The sequence below is a fragment of the Pseudonocardia sp. HH130629-09 genome, from assembly GCF_001294645.1.
In the GTDB taxonomy this organism is placed as follows: Bacteria; Actinomycetota; Actinomycetes; order Mycobacteriales; family Pseudonocardiaceae; genus Pseudonocardia.
On record NZ_CP011868.1, the window covers coordinates 1529143 to 1544656 of the forward strand.

17 protein-coding genes and 1 pseudogene are annotated in these 15514 nt (G+C 74.6%); 9 read left to right on the plus strand and 9 right to left on the minus strand.

Annotation, left to right across the window (positions count from 1 at the left end; all coding sequences use genetic code 11):
- The 4 genes from XF36_RS06840 to mnhG (XF36_RS06855) are packed head-to-tail and all read left to right on the plus strand — an operon-like array spanning nucleotide 1 to nucleotide 3078.
- Nucleotides 1–1632 carry a Na+/H+ antiporter subunit D gene (locus tag XF36_RS06840; RefSeq protein WP_238589292.1) on the plus strand — a complete coding sequence of 544 codons (1632 nt, stop codon included), beginning with the start codon at nucleotides 1–3 and terminating at the stop codon, nucleotides 1630–1632.
- Nucleotides 1629–2375: a Na+/H+ antiporter subunit E gene (locus tag XF36_RS06845; protein ID WP_060711335.1), complete on the plus strand. Its 747-nt coding sequence runs from the start codon at nucleotides 1629–1631 to the stop codon at nucleotides 2373–2375. The genes XF36_RS06840 and XF36_RS06845 overlap by 4 nt, the downstream gene beginning before the upstream one ends.
- Nucleotides 2372–2638 carry a monovalent cation/H+ antiporter complex subunit F gene (locus XF36_RS06850; RefSeq protein WP_020622056.1) on the plus strand — a complete coding sequence of 89 codons (267 nt, stop codon included), beginning with the start codon at nucleotides 2372–2374 and terminating at the stop codon, nucleotides 2636–2638. The genes XF36_RS06845 and XF36_RS06850 overlap by 4 nt, the downstream gene beginning before the upstream one ends.
- Nucleotides 2620–3078: a monovalent cation/H(+) antiporter subunit G gene (gene mnhG / locus XF36_RS06855; RefSeq protein ID WP_349675539.1), complete on the plus strand. Its 459-nt coding sequence runs from the start codon at nucleotides 2620–2622 to the stop codon at nucleotides 3076–3078. Before XF36_RS06850 ends, mnhG (XF36_RS06855) begins: the two co-directional genes overlap by 19 nt.
- Here mnhG (XF36_RS06855) and mnhG (XF36_RS06860) read toward each other — a convergent pair.
- The 7 genes and pseudogenes from mnhG (XF36_RS06860) to XF36_RS35120 form a co-directional block, all read right to left on the minus strand.
- Complete coding sequence (gene mnhG, locus XF36_RS06860) at nucleotides 3006–3386, minus strand: monovalent cation/H(+) antiporter subunit G (protein ID WP_060711336.1); 381 nt, start codon at nucleotides 3384–3386, stop codon at nucleotides 3006–3008. The genes mnhG (XF36_RS06855) and mnhG (XF36_RS06860) overlap by 73 nt on opposite strands.
- A complete protein-coding gene (locus XF36_RS06865) occupies nucleotides 3383–3655 on the minus strand; it encodes a monovalent cation/H+ antiporter complex subunit F (RefSeq protein ID WP_238589162.1) in 273 nt (90 codons plus the stop codon). The genes mnhG (XF36_RS06860) and XF36_RS06865 overlap by 4 nt, the downstream gene beginning before the upstream one ends.
- Nucleotides 3652–4056 (minus strand): Na+/H+ antiporter subunit E, encoded by a 405-nt coding sequence (locus XF36_RS06870; protein ID WP_051050016.1) that lies wholly within the window; start codon nucleotides 4054–4056, stop codon nucleotides 3652–3654. Before XF36_RS06870 ends, XF36_RS06865 begins: the two co-directional genes overlap by 4 nt.
- Nucleotides 4053–5582, minus strand: a complete 1530-nt coding sequence (locus XF36_RS06875) for a monovalent cation/H+ antiporter subunit D family protein (RefSeq protein WP_060711337.1) — start codon at nucleotides 5580–5582, stop codon at nucleotides 4053–4055. Before XF36_RS06875 ends, XF36_RS06870 begins: the two co-directional genes overlap by 4 nt.
- Nucleotides 5579–5893: a sodium:proton antiporter gene (locus XF36_RS06880; protein ID WP_020622050.1), complete on the minus strand. Its 315-nt coding sequence runs from the start codon at nucleotides 5891–5893 to the stop codon at nucleotides 5579–5581. The genes XF36_RS06875 and XF36_RS06880 overlap by 4 nt, the downstream gene beginning before the upstream one ends.
- Nucleotides 5890–6774: a hydrogen gas-evolving membrane-bound hydrogenase subunit E gene (gene mbhE / locus XF36_RS33160; protein WP_414706234.1), complete on the minus strand. Its 885-nt coding sequence runs from the start codon at nucleotides 6772–6774 to the stop codon at nucleotides 5890–5892. Before mbhE ends, XF36_RS06880 begins: the two co-directional genes overlap by 4 nt.
- A gap of 592 nt (nucleotides 6775–7366) precedes the next feature.
- A pseudogene (locus XF36_RS35120) lies at nucleotides 7367–8566 on the minus strand (NADH-quinone oxidoreductase subunit L); the annotation flags it as partial.
- A gap of 127 nt (nucleotides 8567–8693) precedes the next feature.
- On the opposite strand from XF36_RS35120, the gene XF36_RS06890 reads away from it, so the two are divergent.
- From XF36_RS06890 to XF36_RS06900, 3 genes are read left to right on the plus strand one after another with little or no spacing between them, the layout of a single operon-like run.
- Nucleotides 8694–9218 (plus strand): gamma carbonic anhydrase family protein, encoded by a 525-nt coding sequence (locus tag XF36_RS06890; RefSeq protein WP_060711338.1) that lies wholly within the window; start codon nucleotides 8694–8696, stop codon nucleotides 9216–9218.
- On the plus strand, nucleotides 9215–9895 hold the full coding sequence (locus tag XF36_RS06895) for a uracil-DNA glycosylase (protein WP_082375229.1): 681 nt from the start codon (nucleotides 9215–9217) through the stop codon (nucleotides 9893–9895). Before XF36_RS06890 ends, XF36_RS06895 begins: the two co-directional genes overlap by 4 nt.
- A gap of 10 nt (nucleotides 9896–9905) precedes the next feature.
- Nucleotides 9906–10511 (plus strand): DUF1707 SHOCT-like domain-containing protein, encoded by a 606-nt coding sequence (locus XF36_RS06900; RefSeq protein ID WP_238589163.1) that lies wholly within the window; start codon nucleotides 9906–9908, stop codon nucleotides 10509–10511.
- Nucleotides 10512–10582: 71 nt separating this feature from the next.
- Here the strand turns inward: XF36_RS06900 and rpmB are convergent, their stop codons facing one another.
- Complete coding sequence (gene rpmB, locus XF36_RS06905; RefSeq protein WP_020627372.1) at nucleotides 10583–10774, minus strand: 50S ribosomal protein L28; 192 nt, start codon at nucleotides 10772–10774, stop codon at nucleotides 10583–10585.
- Nucleotides 10775–10931: 157 nt separating this feature from the next.
- Between rpmB and XF36_RS06910 the strand changes: the two genes are divergently transcribed.
- Nucleotides 10932–12653 carry a DAK2 domain-containing protein gene (locus XF36_RS06910; RefSeq protein ID WP_060714484.1) on the plus strand — a complete coding sequence of 574 codons (1722 nt, stop codon included), beginning with the start codon at nucleotides 10932–10934 and terminating at the stop codon, nucleotides 12651–12653.
- Nucleotides 12654–14849, plus strand: a complete 2196-nt coding sequence (gene recG, locus XF36_RS06915) for an ATP-dependent DNA helicase RecG (protein ID WP_060711339.1) — start codon at nucleotides 12654–12656, stop codon at nucleotides 14847–14849. It begins immediately after the preceding gene.
- Between the two features lie 4 nt (nucleotides 14850–14853).
- Here the strand turns inward: recG and XF36_RS06920 are convergent, their stop codons facing one another.
- A complete protein-coding gene (locus XF36_RS06920) occupies nucleotides 14854–15501 on the minus strand; it encodes a hypothetical protein (protein WP_145981292.1) in 648 nt (215 codons plus the stop codon).
- Nucleotides 15502–15514: the final 13 nt, after the last annotated feature.

Genomic DNA, 15514 nt, shown 5'->3' on the forward strand with positions numbered 1-15514 from the left:
CTGCAGGCACTGGTCACGCTGCCGGTGCTGCTGCCCATGCTGGGCGCCGCCGCCAGCGTCGTCGTCAGCCGGCGCGCCTCGGCCCAGCGAGTCATCGGCGTGGTGACCCTGACACTGGTGTGCGTCGTCGGCGGGGTGCTGCTGGTGGCGGCCGACGCGCAGGGCCCGGTGGTCGCCGAGCTCGGCGGCTGGTCCGCCCCGATGGGCATCGTGCTGGTCGCGGACCGCATGTCGGCGCTGCTGCTGCTGATCTCCACGCTGGTGACGCTCGCCGTGCTGGTCTACGCGATCGACCAGCGGATCTCCGACTACGGCCGGGAGACGGCGAGCACCACCTTCCACCCGATCTTCCTGCTCCTGTCGACGGGGGTGTCGCTGGCCTACCTGACCGGTGACCTGTTCACCCTGTTCGTCGCGTTCGAGATCATGCTGGCGTCGAGCTACGTGCTCATCACCCGGCGGACCTCGGCGTCGCGGATCCGGTCCGGCATGACCTACGTGATCGTGTCGCTGACCTCGTCGCTGCTGTTCCTGACCGCGGTCGGGCTCGTCTACGCCGCGACCGGCACCGTCAACCTGGCCGACCTGGCCGGGCGGATGGGGGCCCTGCCCGAGGGGCTGCGCGCGGTGCTCGCGCTGGTGCTGATCGTGGTGTTCGGCATCAAGGCCGCGATCGTGCCGCTGCACTTCTGGCTGCCCGACAGCTACCCGAACGCCCCCGCCCCGGTCACCGCGCTGTTCGCGGGCCTGCTCACCAAGGTCGGCATCTACGCGCTGCTGCGCACCCAGACGCTGGTCTTCCCACAGGACGGCCCGTCGACGCTGCTGCTGGTGATGGCCGCGGTGACGATGGTGGTGGGCGCGCTCGGCGCCGTCGCGCAGGACGACCTCAACCGGCTGCTGTCGTTCCTGCTGGTCAGCCACATCGGGTTCATGGTGTTCGGGCTGGCTCTGCACACCCCCGACGGCATCGCCGGGACCGGGCTCTACGTCGTCCACCACATCACCGTGCAGGCGACGCTGTTCCTGGTCAGCGGGCTCATCACCCGGCGGACCGGGACCGTGTCGATCTCCCAGATGGGTGGGCTCGCCCAGCAGGCACCCCACCTGGCCGTGCTGTTCGCGATCCCGGCGATCACCCTGGCCGGGCTGCCCCCGACCTCGGGTTTCGTCGCGAAGCTCGCGTTGCTGCAGGCCGGTGCGGGCGCGGGCTTCGCCGGGGAGCTGGTCGCCGCCGTCATCGTGCTGGCGAGCCTGCTGACCCTCTACGCCGTCGCCCGTGTCTGGGTGCGGGTGTTCTGGGGCGCCCCGAAGGAGCCCCTGGCCGACGACGACCCGAACGACGAGCTGGTCGTCGGGACCGCACGCAGCGCCCGCGGCATGTACGTCGGCGCGTCCACGCTGGTCGTGGTCAGCGTCGCGATCGCGGTGTTCGCCGGCCCGCTGTCCGGGGTGACGGCCAGGGCCGGGGTGGACCTGCACGACCGGTCCGGCTACACCGCCGCCGTCCTCGGGCCGGGCGCCGACGCCGGCGGTGACGGGACCATCAGCGCCGGCGGACGGTCCGGTGACCTCGCCGGGGACACGACCGTGCGGACCGCGGCCGGCGACACCCCGGAGGTGACCCCGTGAGCGAGCAGACCCCGAGCCGCGAGCTCGACGACGCCGCGGTCCCGCCGGAGGCCGTCCGCGACCGCGAGATGAGCGCCGCCGAGGTGGGCGAGCCGGCCGAGCCCGAGCGCACCCCCGCCCGGGTGCCCCCGCCGGTGCCGGACACCGTCGCGGAGCCGATGGGCGGGTCCGCCCGCGGCGGGAGCGTGCGCCGGCGGATCCCGCAGGTGCTCGCGCTGGCGCTGGTGTGGGTGCTGCTGTGGGGGAGCGTGTCGGCGGCCGCGATCGTCGGCGGTCTGCTCGTCGGCCTCGCGGTGACGGCGATCTTCCCGCTGCCGCTGCTGCCCGAGCGGCTCCCGTTCCGGCCGTGGAAGCTGCTGCGGCTGCTGGCGTTCCTGGCCTCGGACCTGGTCGTCTCCGGGATCCGGGTCAGCATGGTGACGCTGCGGCACGGGCCGCGTGCCCGGTCCGGGATCGTCGGGCTGCCGCTGTGCACCGGCTCGGACCGCACCGCGACGACGATCGTCGCGGCCTGCGCGCTGTCCCCGGGCAGCTTCACGCTGCAGATCGACCGGGCCCGGCGTCGCTGGTACGTCTACGCACTCGGCCTGCACCGGCCCGGCGCCATCGAACGGCTCCGCCGGGACATGATGCGGCTGCAGATGCGGGTGATCGACGCCGTCGGCAGCCAGGAGGACCGGGACCGGTGTGCCGCCGCCGTCGCCGCGGTCGCCGCTGGGGACACGGGGAGGAACGACCGGTGACCGTCGTCCACACGCTGGTACTGATCATGCTGACCGCCGCGGGGGTGCTGACGATGTGGCGGCTCCTGAAGGGCCCCACGACGCTGGACCGCATCGCGGCGCTGGACGTGTTCGTCGTGCTGATCGTGGCCGCGGCCGCGGTGTACGCGGCGATCTACTCCGACGGGTCGAACATCCCCCTGCTGGCCGCGGTCGCGCTGATCGCGCTGGTCGGCTCGGCGACGGCGGCCCGCCTGGTCGAACGATGGGAGCGGCACCGCTGATGGGCCTGCACGACGTGCTCGACGTGGTCTCCGCCGCACTGATGCTCGCCGGCGGGCTGTCCTGCCTGCTCGGTGCGCTCGGGCTGGTCCGGCTGCCGGACCTGCCCGCCCGGCTGCAGGCCACCACCAAGCCGCAGACCCTCGGGCTGCTGCTGATCCTGCTGGGCGTCGCGGTCAACCTGGAGTTCGAGAACTCCTCGACGCTGATCCTGGTCGTGCTGTTCCAGGTGATGACGGCGCCGGTCATCTCGCAGGTGGTCGGGCGCTCGGCCTACCGCAGCGGTGCGATCGACCGGGACGCACTCGTCGTCGACGACCTGGGGGAGGACATCGACGGCGACGCGCGCGCCCGGGAGGTGCGGACGGTTCAGCCGTCGTCGCCGGAGCCGGGGTCGTCCTCGCGCAGCGTCGACGGGGTCGACGGGGCCCCGGACCGGTAGGCGGCGTGCCCGATCGCGAAGCTGGCGATCGGGATCGTGAACAGCTGCAGCGCCCCGGCCACGCCGAGGGTGAGCAGCACCCCCGGCTCGGGCACCAGGATCGCGACCCCGACGAGGATCGCGACGATCCCGAGCCCGGCGGCCTTGGTGACGGCGTTCGTGCGGTTGTAGACGTCGGGCAGGCGCACCATGCCGACCGCGCCCGCCGCGACGAGCAGGACCCCGGCACCCAGTACGACGCCGCCGATCGCGTTCTGCACGGGCCCGCCGGTGAGCACGGTCCCCAGGCCAGCGTCGACGCTGCTCATCTGCGAGCCCCCTTCTCCGCCCAGATCAGCCGGGCCACGGCGACCGTGGTCAGGAACCCGACCAGCGTCGCGACGACGACGAGGTCCAGCATCGCGACCGAGCCCAGGCGCAGCGCCAGCAGCGCGATCAGCCCGACGACGACCACGAAGCCGTAGTCGACGGCCAGCCCGCGGTCGGTGTCGGTGGGCCCGGCCAGGACCCGCCAGACCGCGACGAGCAGGCCCAGGGCCAGCAGGACGATCCCGGCGTCCAGCAACAGGGTGCTCACGGGGTCTCCTCCGGATCGCGGTCGACCACACCCGGGGTGGGGCGGCGCAGGAACGCCAGCAACCGGTCCTCCATCTCGTGCACGCTCGCCCGCAGCTGCTCCGGGTCGGACGCGTGCATGCCGTGCACGAGCAGCTCCGGGCTGCGCGCGCCGGTGGTCAGGTTCAGGGCGAGGGTGCCGGGGGTGAGGCTGAGCAGGCTCATGATCGACGCGATCTCGACCATGCTCCGCGACCGCAGCCGGACCCGGACCACCGCCGGGTCGATGCCGTGCCCGGGAGTGAGGACCTCGCGGAGCACGACGGCGTTGGCGCGGAGGAACTCGCCGGTGAACCACAGCAGGAACCCCACCGCGGCGCGCAGGCGCCCGCCGCGCCCGGGTGCACGTCGGCGGGTGGTCACGGCGCCCCCACCGCCCCGACGTAGGCGGTGGTGTCGGCGAGACCCTGCCCGGCGACCGTCGAGAGCGCCAGCAGCGGCTCCGCCCACAGCCCGAGCAGCAGCGACAGCGCCCCCAGCGCCAGCGCCGGGACCACCGCGCGGACCGGGACCGCCACGGCGACCACGGTGCCCGCGCCACCCCCGGGGGCCGGTGCGGGGGTCTCGCCGCCCCAGAACTCGCCGTTCCAGATCTTGAGCATCGACAGCAGGGTGACCACGCTGACCGCGACGGCGACGATCGCCGCGGTGACCGTGCCGGCCTCGACCGCGCCGAGCACCAGGGCGAACTTCGCGACGAATCCGGACAGCGGCGGGATCCCGGCCAGGCTCAGCGCCGACACCGCGAACGCGACGGCGGTCGCCGGGTTGCGGGAGGCGAGCCCACCGAGCCGGGACAGCGTGTCGGTGCCGGCGTACTGCTCGACGGCACCGGCGACCATCAGCAGCGCCGCCTTGACCAGCACGTACTGCACCAGGAAGTAGATCGCGGCGGCCAACCCGGCCGGGGTGGAGATCGCCAGGCCGAGCACGATGTAGCCGATCTGGCTGACCATGTGGAAGGTCAGGATCCGGCGCATTCCGCCGGCGCCGACCGCGCCGAGCACCCCGACGACCATCGTCAGCAGCGCTGCCACCAGGACGACCGGCAGGAAGCGCGGGTCGCCGTCGTAGACGACCGCGTAGATTCGGAACAGCGCGTACACGCCGACCTTGGTCAGCAGCCCGGAGAACAGCACGGTGACCGCGGCCGGCGCGGCGGTGTAGGCCCGCGGCAGCCAGTTGTGCAGCGGCACCAGCGCGGCCTTCACCGAGAGCGCCAGCAGGATCACCGCGGTCGCCGCGGCCAGTGCCGGGTCGGTCACGGCGCGCCCGGCGAGGTCACCGAGCTGCACGGTCCCGGCGACGCCGTAGACCAGGCCGAGCCCGGCGAGGAACACCGTCGAGGCCAGGAGGTTCACCGTCAGGTACAGCCGCGACGCCGCGATCCGCTCCGGGCCACGTCCGGTCGCGATGAGCACGTAGCTGGGTACGAGCATGACCTCGACGAACACGAACAGGCTGAACAGGTCCGCGGTGAGGTAGGCGCCGTGCACCCCGGCGAGCAGCAGCAGCGACTGCGGCAGGAACGCCCGGTCGGTGTCGGAGCCGGTGACCGCGGCGAAGGCCAGGCAGGCGATCCCCAACACCCCGGTGACGGTCAGCATGATCGTGCCGAACGCGTCGGCGGCCAGCGGGATCGCGATGCCCGCGGGCCAGTTCCCGAGCCGTTGCACGATCACCGCGCCGTCCGTGGTGGCGGCCAGGAGGACCGCCGACACCGCCGTCGACACCACGAGCGCGGTGAACGCGACCACCCGCCGCGCCGTCATCGGCAGCAGGAACGGTCCGCCCCCGCCCGGCGGGCGCGCGGTGAGCAGGATCAGCAGGCCCGCCGCGGCGAGCGGGACCAGGATCGGTACGACGACGAGCGCCTCGAGACCGGTCACCGGGGCTCATCCTCCTCGGTGTCGGCGGTGCCACCGGCCTTCAGCAGGGCCAGCAGGTACACCGTGATCGCGAAGGCGATCACGATCGCGGTGAGCACGAACGCCTGCGGCAGCGGGTCGGCCATCTGCGCCCGGTCCTGCTGGCCCAGCAGCGCAGGCTCGCGGGTCGCCATCCCGCCCGCGGAGATGATCAGGACGTTCACCCCGTGGCCGAGCAGCACGAACCCGAGCACCGTGCGCAGCAGCTCGCGCTGCAGCACCAGGTACACCCCGCCCGCGACGAGCACGGCGACGACGACCGCGGCGGTCACTCGGAGCTCCTCAGCACGGAGCCGGTGCGGGCGCGCCCGCCGATCCGGTCGGTCGCGGCCACGATCAGCCCCACCACCATCAGGTAGATCCCCAGGTCGAACACGAACGACGACAACAGCACCCCGCCGGGCAGGTACACCGGGGTGAGGAACGGCAGCCCCAGCGGGTACACCGCGATCCCGGTGAGCAGGCTCAGCAGCAGCCCGGACCCGACCAGCGGCTCGGGCCGCAGCCGCAGCGCCCACGCGTCGCCGCGGTGGGCGAGCCGCAGGAACACGATCGCGACGCCGCCGACCAGCGAGGAGATGAACCCGCCGCCGGGCTCGTCGTGGCCGCGCCAGAGCAGGAACAGCGACATCAGGAGCATCAGCGGGGCCAGCGCGCGGCTCGCGACCCGCATGACGATCGTGTCGGCCGGGCCGTCGGTGGCGACGCGCTGCTGCGGGCTCCCCTCGGCCCCGGCCTCGCCGCGGCGGATCAGCACGAGCAGGCCGAGCGCCGCGGCCCCGACGACGACGGCCTCACCGAAGGTGTCCATGCCGCGGAAGTCGACGAGGATCGTGTTGACCACGTTGGTCCCGCCGGTCGCGGCCTCCGCGGTGTCGAGCAGGTACCCGCCGACCGGCGACGGCGCGCGGCGCCCGGTCAGGACGTAGGTCGCCGCCCCCAGCGACAGGCCCGCGGCCAGTGCGGCCACCGCGGCCGGGACCCGCCGCCACCGCGCCGGGCGGCGCAGCCGGAGCCCGCGCCCGCGCAGCACCAGCACCGCGACGACGGTGGTCAGCACCTCGACCAGCAGCAGCGTCATCGCGACGTCCGGGGCGCCCGCGAGCAGCAGCCACAGCGCCGTCGCCAGCCCGCCGAAGCCGGTCAGCGCCAGTGCGTGCCGCGGTGACCGAACGGGTCGTCACGGCCCCGGCGACGGTGGCCGCCACGAGCACGACGACCACCCAGTCCAGCGGACGGGTCACCGGCCCGGGGAACGCTGCCGGCGCGGGCAGCGCCACCCAGGCGACGACGGCGAGCACCGGGAGCCGCTCCAGCGCCCGGTCGACGCGGCCGCGCCAGTGGAACAGCGCGAGACCGGTGGCGACGGTGAGCACCGACAGCACCAGGGCGGTGCCGAACCCGGGCCAGAGCACGAACGTGACCGGCTGCGAGCCCGGGTCGAGGTCGCGCGCGGCGCGGTCGGTCAGCGGGTTGAGCACCCGCACCGCGGGCCCGAGGACCAGCCCGAGCAGCGCGGCGACGGCGGCCGGTGCGAGGAACGCCCACGACGGCTCGTAGAGGCCGGGCTGGGTGAGCCTGCCGCCGAACGCGCCGTGCACGATCCGGGCGGAGTAGGCGAAGGTCAGCGCCGAGGCCACGACCGCGACGGCCGCGGCGACCGGCCCGGCACCGGGGGCGAAGTCGGCCTCCAGGAAGCCCTCGTAGAGGTTCTCCTTGGACACGAACCCGAGCAGCGGCGGCACCCCGGCCATCGACAGCGCGGCGACCCCGGTCAGTGCCGCGGTGACCGGCATGACCTTCCACAGGCCGCCGAGCTGGCGGACGTCCCGGCCGCCCGCCTCCTTGTCGATGATCCCGACCAGCATGAACAGGGTCGCCTTGAACAGGGCGTGGGCGAAGGTGTGCAGCACCGCCGCGGACAGCGCGTAGGACGTACCGACGCCGATCGCGGCGGTGAGCAGGCCGAGCTGGCTGACGGTGGAGTGGGCGAGCATCGCCTTCAGGTCGTGCTCGCGCAGCGCCAGCACCGCGCCGACGACGGCCGTCGCCAGCCCGAGCGGGACGAGCACCGCCGACCAGGCCACCGACGGCACGTAGATCGGGGTGAACCGCATCAGCAGGTAGATGCCCGCCTTCACCATCGTCGCGGCGTGCAGGTAGGCACTGATCGGGGTCATCGCGACCATCGCGCCGGGCAGCCAGAAGGTGAACGGCAGCTGCGCGGACTTCGTCGCCGCGGCCAGGATCAGCAGCGCCCCGGCGGGGAGGGCCAGGGGGCTGGTGAGCACCGCGCCCGGGTCGGCGAGGACCACGTCGAGGCTGGTACTCCCGGCCGCGACGCCGATCATCACCACCGCGCCGAGCAGGGCGAACCCGCCCATCGCCGTCACCACGAGCGCGCGGCCCGCTGGCAGCGCCGCCGCCGGACCGGCGGTGTTGATCAGCAGGAACGACAGGACGGTCGTGAGCTCCCAGAACACGTAGAGCAGCACGAGGTCGTTCGCGGTGACCAGGCCGATCATGGCGGCGGCGAACCCGGTGAGCAGGCCGTAGACCGTGCCGATCGGGTAGTACGCCTCCAGGTAGCGCGGGCAGTAGGCCATCACCAGCGCGCCCACGCCCAGCACGATCGTCACGAACAGCAGCGACAGGCCGTCCATCCGCAGGCCGAAGGAGACGCCCAGCGACGGCATCCAGGACACGCCCGCGGTGAGGACCTCCCCGCGGACGACCTCTCCGGCGGCGGTGTTCGCGTACACGGCCAGCGCGGCGAGACCCGCGGCCAGCGGGTAGCCGGCGTTGCGGCCGAGCAGCCGGGCGAGCACCGGGGCGAGCAGCGCCAGCGCGACCGCCCCACCCAGGGTGACCAGGGGGATCACCGGGCAGCGCCTCCGTCCAGGGGGCCGTGGGTGCCAGGCACCCTGATCATGACTCGGGAGCATCTACCCGTTCGACGGGGTTTCCACACCGAGGTTTCCGGTCACTCCGCCAGGTTGCGCCGCGCACGATCTCCCGGGGGTGGGTGGGCCCCCGGCGTGGCGGTCCGCGGGGGCTTCGTACCCTCCCGGTGTGCCTCTGTACGCGCTCGGTGACGCCGAACCGGACATCCACCCGACCGCCTACGTCCATCCGGACGCCGTCGTGATCGGCAACGTGACGCTGGGCCCGGAGTCCACCGTCTGGCCGACCGCGGTGCTGCGCGGCGACGACGGCCGGATCGCGGTCGGCGCCCGCAGCAGCATCCAGGACGGGTCGATCATCCACACCACCCTGCAGCAGCCGACGATCATCGGGGACGAGGTGACCGTCGGACACAACGTGCACATCGAGGCGGCCACCATCGGCAACCGGGCGCTCGTCTCGTCGGGCTCGGTGGTGCTGAACGGTGCGACGATCGGCGAGGGTGCGGTCGTGGCCGCGGGCGCGGTCGTCTCCCCGAAGGCCGACGTGCCCGCGTACCGGATGGCGCTGGGCGTGCCCGCCCGTGTCCGCGACGGCTACGAGGTGCCCGCCGACCGCTGGCGGTACGCCGTGGAGTCCTACGTCGACCGGGGCCGCCGGTTCGCCTCCCAGCTGCGCCGGTTGGAGGACTGATGGCCAAGCCGCTGCACGAGGTCGTCGAGGCCGGGTGGGCCAGGGCCCTGGAGCCGGTCGCCGAGACGATCACCGCGATGGGCGAGTTCCTGCGTACCGAGATCGCCGCGGGCCGTCGCTACCTGCCTGCCGGGGCGAACGTGCTGCGCGCGTTCCAGCAGCCCTTCGACGACGTCCGGGTGCTGCTCGTCGGCCAGGACCCGTACCCGACCCCGGGTCACGCGGTCGGGCTGTCGTTCTCCGTCGCCCCCGGGACCCGGCCGCTGCCGCGCTCGCTGCAGAACATCTTCCGCGAGTACACCGAGGACCTCGGGCACCCGGCGCCGAGCTCGGGCGACCTGACCCCGTGGACCGAGCAGGGCGTGCTGCTGCTCAACCGGTGCCTGACCGTCGCACCGGGAGAGCCGGCCTCGCACCGCAACAAGGGCTGGGAGGAGGTCACCGAGCAGGCGATCCGCGCCCTGGTGGCCCGCGACGCCGCGCCGATGGTGGCGATCCTCTGGGGCCGCGACGCCCGCAACCTCGCGCCGCTGCTGGAGGACGTGCCGACGATCGAGTCGGCTCACCCGTCGCCCATGTCGGCCGACCGCGGCTTCTTCGGGTCGCGGCCGTTCAGCCGGGCCAACGACCTGCTCGAGGAGATCGGCGGGGGACCCGTCGACTGGAAGCTGCCCTAGGCTGGACCGGGTGGACGACCCGGGGGACATGCGCATATCGGACGCCGACCGTGAGGTGGCGGCCCGCCGGCTGCACGACGCCCTCGGTGAGGGCCGCATCACGCTGGCCGAGCTGGAGGAACGGCTCGACGCGGTCTACGCCGCCCGCGTCGCCCGGGACCTGCGGCCGCCGCTGGCGGACCTGCCGGGTGGGCTGCCGCCGTCGGTCACCGCGCTGGCGCCGGTCCCGGCCCGTCCCCCCGCGCCGTCGGAGCGGGTGCGGCTGACGACCGCCGCCGGGACGATCAAGCGCACCGGGGACTGGCAGGTCCCGGCGGCGCTGTACCTGCAGTCGTCGATGGGGACCATCCACCTCGACCTGTCCGAGGTGCGGTCGCTGCCGCCGCGGATCGACGTCGAGGTCGCGCTCGGGATGGGCGAGGTCGTGTTGGTCCTGCCCGAGGGCGGCACCGCCGACGTCGACGGCACGAAGGCGTCCTGGGGCGAGGTGAAGACCAAGGTGCCCTCGACGCCCGGGGCCGCCGGGCCGCACGTCGTGGTCCACGGCAAGGTCGGCATGGGGTCGGTCACGGTGCGCGGTCCCCGCCGCAGCTGGTGGCGGTCCATGGTCGAGTGAGCCGCCCGGGGAACGACGAAGGCCCGGTCCCCAGGGGACCGGGCCTCGATCGTGGTTCGGGTCTCGCGCACTCAGACGCGGGTCACCTTGCCCGCCTTCAGGCAGGAGGTGCAGGCGTTGATCCGACGGCGGTTGCCACCGTTGATCGCGGCGCGCACCGTCTGGATGTTGGGGTTCCAGCGGCGGTGGGTGCGGCGGTGCGAGTGCGAGACGGACATGCCGAAGCCCGGACCCTTGCCACAGACGTCGCAGACGGCAGCCACGTCGGACACTCCTCGGGTTGACGAACAGATTCACGAACAGATTCTCGGCACGGACGTGCCGAGGCTCGGCCTTCAAGTCTAGCCACCCCCGTGTCGCGACCAGCGCGCGGGGCCGTCCCGCGGCACCGGGGGCCGCCGCGCACCTAGTGTGGTGCCCGTGGCCTCGCCGTTCGACCCCGCGCTGCTGCGCCGTTGGATCGACGCCGCCGCCGAGCGGCTCACCGCCGGGCGGGCCGAGATCGACCGCATCAACGTCTTCCCGGTCGCCGACCACGACACCGGGTCGAACCTGCTGCTGACCGCCCGCGCGGCCGCCTCGGCCCCGCTCGACGGGGACGCGGCCGAGGACGTCCGGCCGGTGCAGGCCGCCGCGGCCCTGGCCGCGGCCGCCGTGCGCGGAGCCCGCGGGAACTCCGGCCTGATCCTGTCCCAGCTGTTCCGGGGCCTGGCCGAGGAGCTGGAGGCCGCGGCGGCACGACGCCCGAACACCCCCGCCGGTGAGCTGCTCGCCGGGGCGCTGCGGCGGGCGGCGGCGCTGGCGGCCGTCGCGGTGTCCGCGCCGCGTCCGGGGACCGCACTCACCGTGCTCGACGCCGCCGCCGCGGCCGTCGCGGCCGTCGCGGCGCGCGTCGCCGCCGGTACGGCGTCCGGGCCCCCGGCCCCCGGCGCGACGCTCACCCGGGTCGCCGACCCTGCCGACCCCGTGGACCCCGCCGACGCGGGACACGGGACGACCGTCGCCCTCGCCGAGGCCGCGCGCGTCGCGGCGGACGCGGCGCGGGCCGCGCTGGCCCGGTCCACCGGGCGCCCGCCGGAGCTCGTGCGGGCCGGGGTCGTCGACGCGGGCGGGCTCGGCCTGGTCGTCGTCCTCGACGCGCTGGTCGCCGCGGCCGGCGGTGATCCGGCGCCGCCGCCGTCGTCGCAGGTGGCGGGGCATGGTCCGGCCTCGACGGTCACCGCCGACGGCGAGCTCGTGCCGTGGGTGCCCCAGCCGGTCTACGAGGTCACCTACTGGCTGCCCGCCCCCGACCCGGCCGCGGTGGAGACGCTGCGCGCCCGGCTCGCCGGGCTCGGGGACTCGGTCGGCCTCGCCGGGGACGGCGGCGGCGGGGTGATGGTGCACGTCCACACCACCGAGGCCGGGCCCGCGGTCGAGGCGGGGCTCGCGGCGGGGCGCCCGTCCGGGATCCGGATCGAGGCGCTGCCGCCGGTGTCGCCGAGCCGGGACCGCGCCGTCCTGCTGATGATCGAGAGCAGCGGGGCCGGGGCGCTGGCCCGGGCCGCGGGTGGGAACGTGCTGGTCGCCGACCCGGACCCGACCGTCGACGAGGTCCTGGCCGCGATCCGGGCGACCGGTGCGGAGCACGTCGTGGTGCTGCCGTGCGCGACGCACCGGCGCACGGTCACCGAGACCGCGGCGGAGCGGGTGCGCTTCGAGGGCATCGACGTCGTGGTGGTCCCGGCGAGCTCGGTGCTGCAGGGCCTGGCCGCGCTCGCGGTGCACGACCCGGCCCGCCGCGCCCCGGACGACGTCGTCGCGATGGCCGAGGCCGCGGCCGCCACCCGGACCGGTGGGCTGGCCGTCGCCGAGGCCGAGGCGCTCACCTGGGCCGGTCCCTGCCGTCCGGGGGAGATCCTCGGGATCTCCGACGGCGAGGTCGTGCTGATCGCCCCGGATCTCGCTGTCGGTGCCCTGTGGTTGGCTCACCGCATGCTCACTCCGGGTGGGGAGCTGGTGACCGTGCTGCTCGGCTCGGCCGCTCCCGACGAGCTCGGGGAGCGGCTCGCCGATGACCTGCGCCGCACCCACCCGGAGATCGACGTCGTGGTGCACCGGGGGGAGCAGGGCGACTACCCGCTGGTGCTGGGAGTGGAGTAGATGGACGACGGGTTCGACCTCGACAGCCGGCTCGACGGGCCGCTCGGGCGCAAGGCCGCCGACGCGCTGGCCCCGCTCGGGCTGGAGACCGTCGGCGACCTGCTGCGGCACTACCCGCGCCGCTACGTCGACCGCGGCCGACTCACCGAGATCGCCGGTCTCGTCGCGGGGGAGCACGTCACGGTCGTCGCGCAGGTGGCGCGAGCCGAGCTGCGGGACATGCGCAACCGGCGCGGGAAGATGCTCAAGGCCGTCATCCGGGACGAGAAGGGCGGCGAGCTCGACGCCACCTTCTTCAACGGCTGGAAGCTGCAGGGCTTCATCAAGCAGGGCGTCGTCGGGGTGTTCTCCGGCAAGGTCGGGGTGTTCAACAACCGGCTGCAGCTGACCCACCCGCAGTTCGAGGAGATCGAGGAGAGCGACTCGCTGCGCCCGTTCCTGTCGGTCTACCCGGCGAACGCCAAGGTGACCTCGCAGGCGATCGCGCGGTCGGTCCGCCAGGTGCTGGACCAGATCGACGACCCGACCGACCCGCTGCCCGAGTCGCTGCGCGAGCGGGAGAAGCTGTCCGATCTGGGGCGGGCGCTGCGGCGCATCCACGTCCCCGAGACCGAGGCCGACCTGTTCGCCGCCCGGCACCGCCTGGTGTGGGACGAGGCGCTCGGTGTCCAGCTGGCGCTCGCGTTGCGCCGGGAGGCCGCCGTCGCGCGGCCGGCCCCGGTGTGCCCGCGCCGTGACGACGGCCTGCTCGCCGCGTTCGACGCGAACCTGCCGTTCCCGCTGACCGAGGGCCAGCAGGAGGTGGGTGAGCAGGTCGCCGCGGACCTCGCCCGGGAGCACCCGATGAACCGCCTGGTGCAGGGCGACGTCGGCGCGGGCAAGACGATCGTCGCGCTGCGGGCGATTCTGCAGGCCGTCGACGCGGGCACCCAGGCCGCGATGCTGGCCCCCACCGAGGTGCTCGCCGCCCAGCACGCCCGCTCGCTGCGGGCGATGCTCGGCCCGCTCGGGAGCAGCGGTGAGCTCGGTGCGGCGGAGAACGCGACCGCGGTGACGCTGCTGACCGGGTCGATGGGGGCGAAGGCCAAGCGGCAGGCGCTGCTCGACGCGCAGTCCGGGGCGGCGGGGATCGTCGTCGGGACCCACGCGCTGATCCAGGACACCGTCGGGTTCGCCGAGCTGGGGCTGGTCGTGGTCGACGAGCAGCACCGCTTCGGCGTCGAGCAGCGTGACGCGCTCCGCGCCCGCGGTGAGAAGGCCCCGCACATGCTGGTCATGACGGCCACGCCGATTCCGCGCACCGTGGCCATGACCGTCTACGGCGACCTGGCCGTGTCCGAGCTGAAGGGGCTGCCGAAGGGTCGTTCCCCGGTCGCGACGACCGTCGTGCCGCTCGCGGAGCACCCGTCGTGGATCGAGCGGGTGTGGCAGCGGATCCGCGAGGAGGTCGAGGCGGGCCACCAGTGCTACGTCGTGTGCCCCCGGGTCGGCGGTGCCGAGAAGGAGGGCGCCGAGAAGGAGGGCGCCGACAAGGAGGACGCCGAGGAGCCCCCGCCGGACGACGACGGCGGCGAGGAGCGGCGCGCCCCGCTCGCGGTGCTCGACATCGCCCCGCTGATCGAGGAGAAGCTGGCCGGGCTGCGGGTCGGGATCCTGCACGGCAAGCTCCCGCCGGAGGAGAAGGACACCGTGATGCGGGCCTTCGAACGCGCCGAGCTGGACGTGCTGGTCGCGACCACGGTGATCGAGGTCGGCGTCGACGTGCCGAACGCGACCGGGATCGTGCTGCTCGACGCGGACCGGTTCGGCCTGTCCCAGCTGCACCAGCTGCGCGGCCGGGTCGGCCGGGGCAGCGCGCCCGGGCTGTGCCTGCTGGTCACCGACATGCCCGCCGCGACCGCCGCCCGCGAGCGGCTCGACGCGATCGCCGGGACCACCGACGGCTTCGAGCTGGCCCGGCTGGACCTGGAGCTGCGCCGCGAGGGCGACGTGCTCGGATCGAGCCAGTCCGGGTCCCGCTCGGGGCTCAAGCTGCTGTCGCTGCTGCGCCACGGCGAGGTCATCGAGAAGGCCCAGGTCTACGCGCGGCACCTGGTCGCCGAGGACCCGGGCCTGGCCGGCCACCCGCGGCTGCGGGACCTGGTGGCCGAGACCCTCGGCGACGAGGAGCGGGCCGCCTACCTGGACAAGTCCTGACCGGTCACGGCCCGGGGAGCTCACCGCGGGCCGCGGCGTCGAGCCGGGCGCGGGCCGGGCGGGGAAGGTACAGCCGCCCGGACCGCTCGAGGCGGTCCAGCTCGGCGCGGGCGCGGCCGTAGGCGGCGAGCCGTTCGGGTTCGGAGTCGGAGTCCCGCGCGGTGGTCAGCAGCTTCACCACGCGCTCGACGGTGCGTCGCTCCTCGGGGTCCAGCCCGGCGAGCCGGATCCGGTCGGCGGCGTCCACCGCGGCGGTCCAGGCGCGGCGGGCGGCGTCGACGGCGCGCACGTGGGTCGCGGCGTGCGGCTCGCCCGGGTAGCCGTCGATGTCCAGCGCCTGGGCCTCGGCGAACGCGTCGACGAACCGGGCGGTGGCGGCGACAGTGGTGTCCGACAGCGCGGGGCGGCGCAGCACGGCCAGCGGGTCGGCCTCGTGCGCGGCGAACTCGCCGCGCAGCCGCTGGAACTCGGCCCGTGCACGTCGCCACGCCTGCTCGGCGGCGACGGCGTCGGGCGACAGCGCGGGCCGCGGGACCGGTTCCGCCGCCGGACCGTCCGCCGGACCGTGGTCGGCGCGCAGCCGCCGGTAGGCGCCGACCACGGCCATCACCAGCAACGCCAGCGACAGCAGCTGGACCACCACTGTCAGCACCGGCACCACCGCC

Coding starts and splice junctions, on each gene's coding strand:
- mnhG (WP_349675539.1), top strand. CDS start 2,620: ATGGGAGCGGCACCGCTGATGGGCCTGCACGACGTGCTCGACGTGGTC.
- mnhG (WP_060711336.1), bottom strand. CDS start 3,386: ATGAGCAGCGTCGACGCTGGCCTGGGGACCGTGCTCACCGGCGGGCCC.
- recG (WP_060711339.1), top strand. CDS start 12,654: ATGGACGACGGGTTCGACCTCGACAGCCGGCTCGACGGGCCGCTCGGG.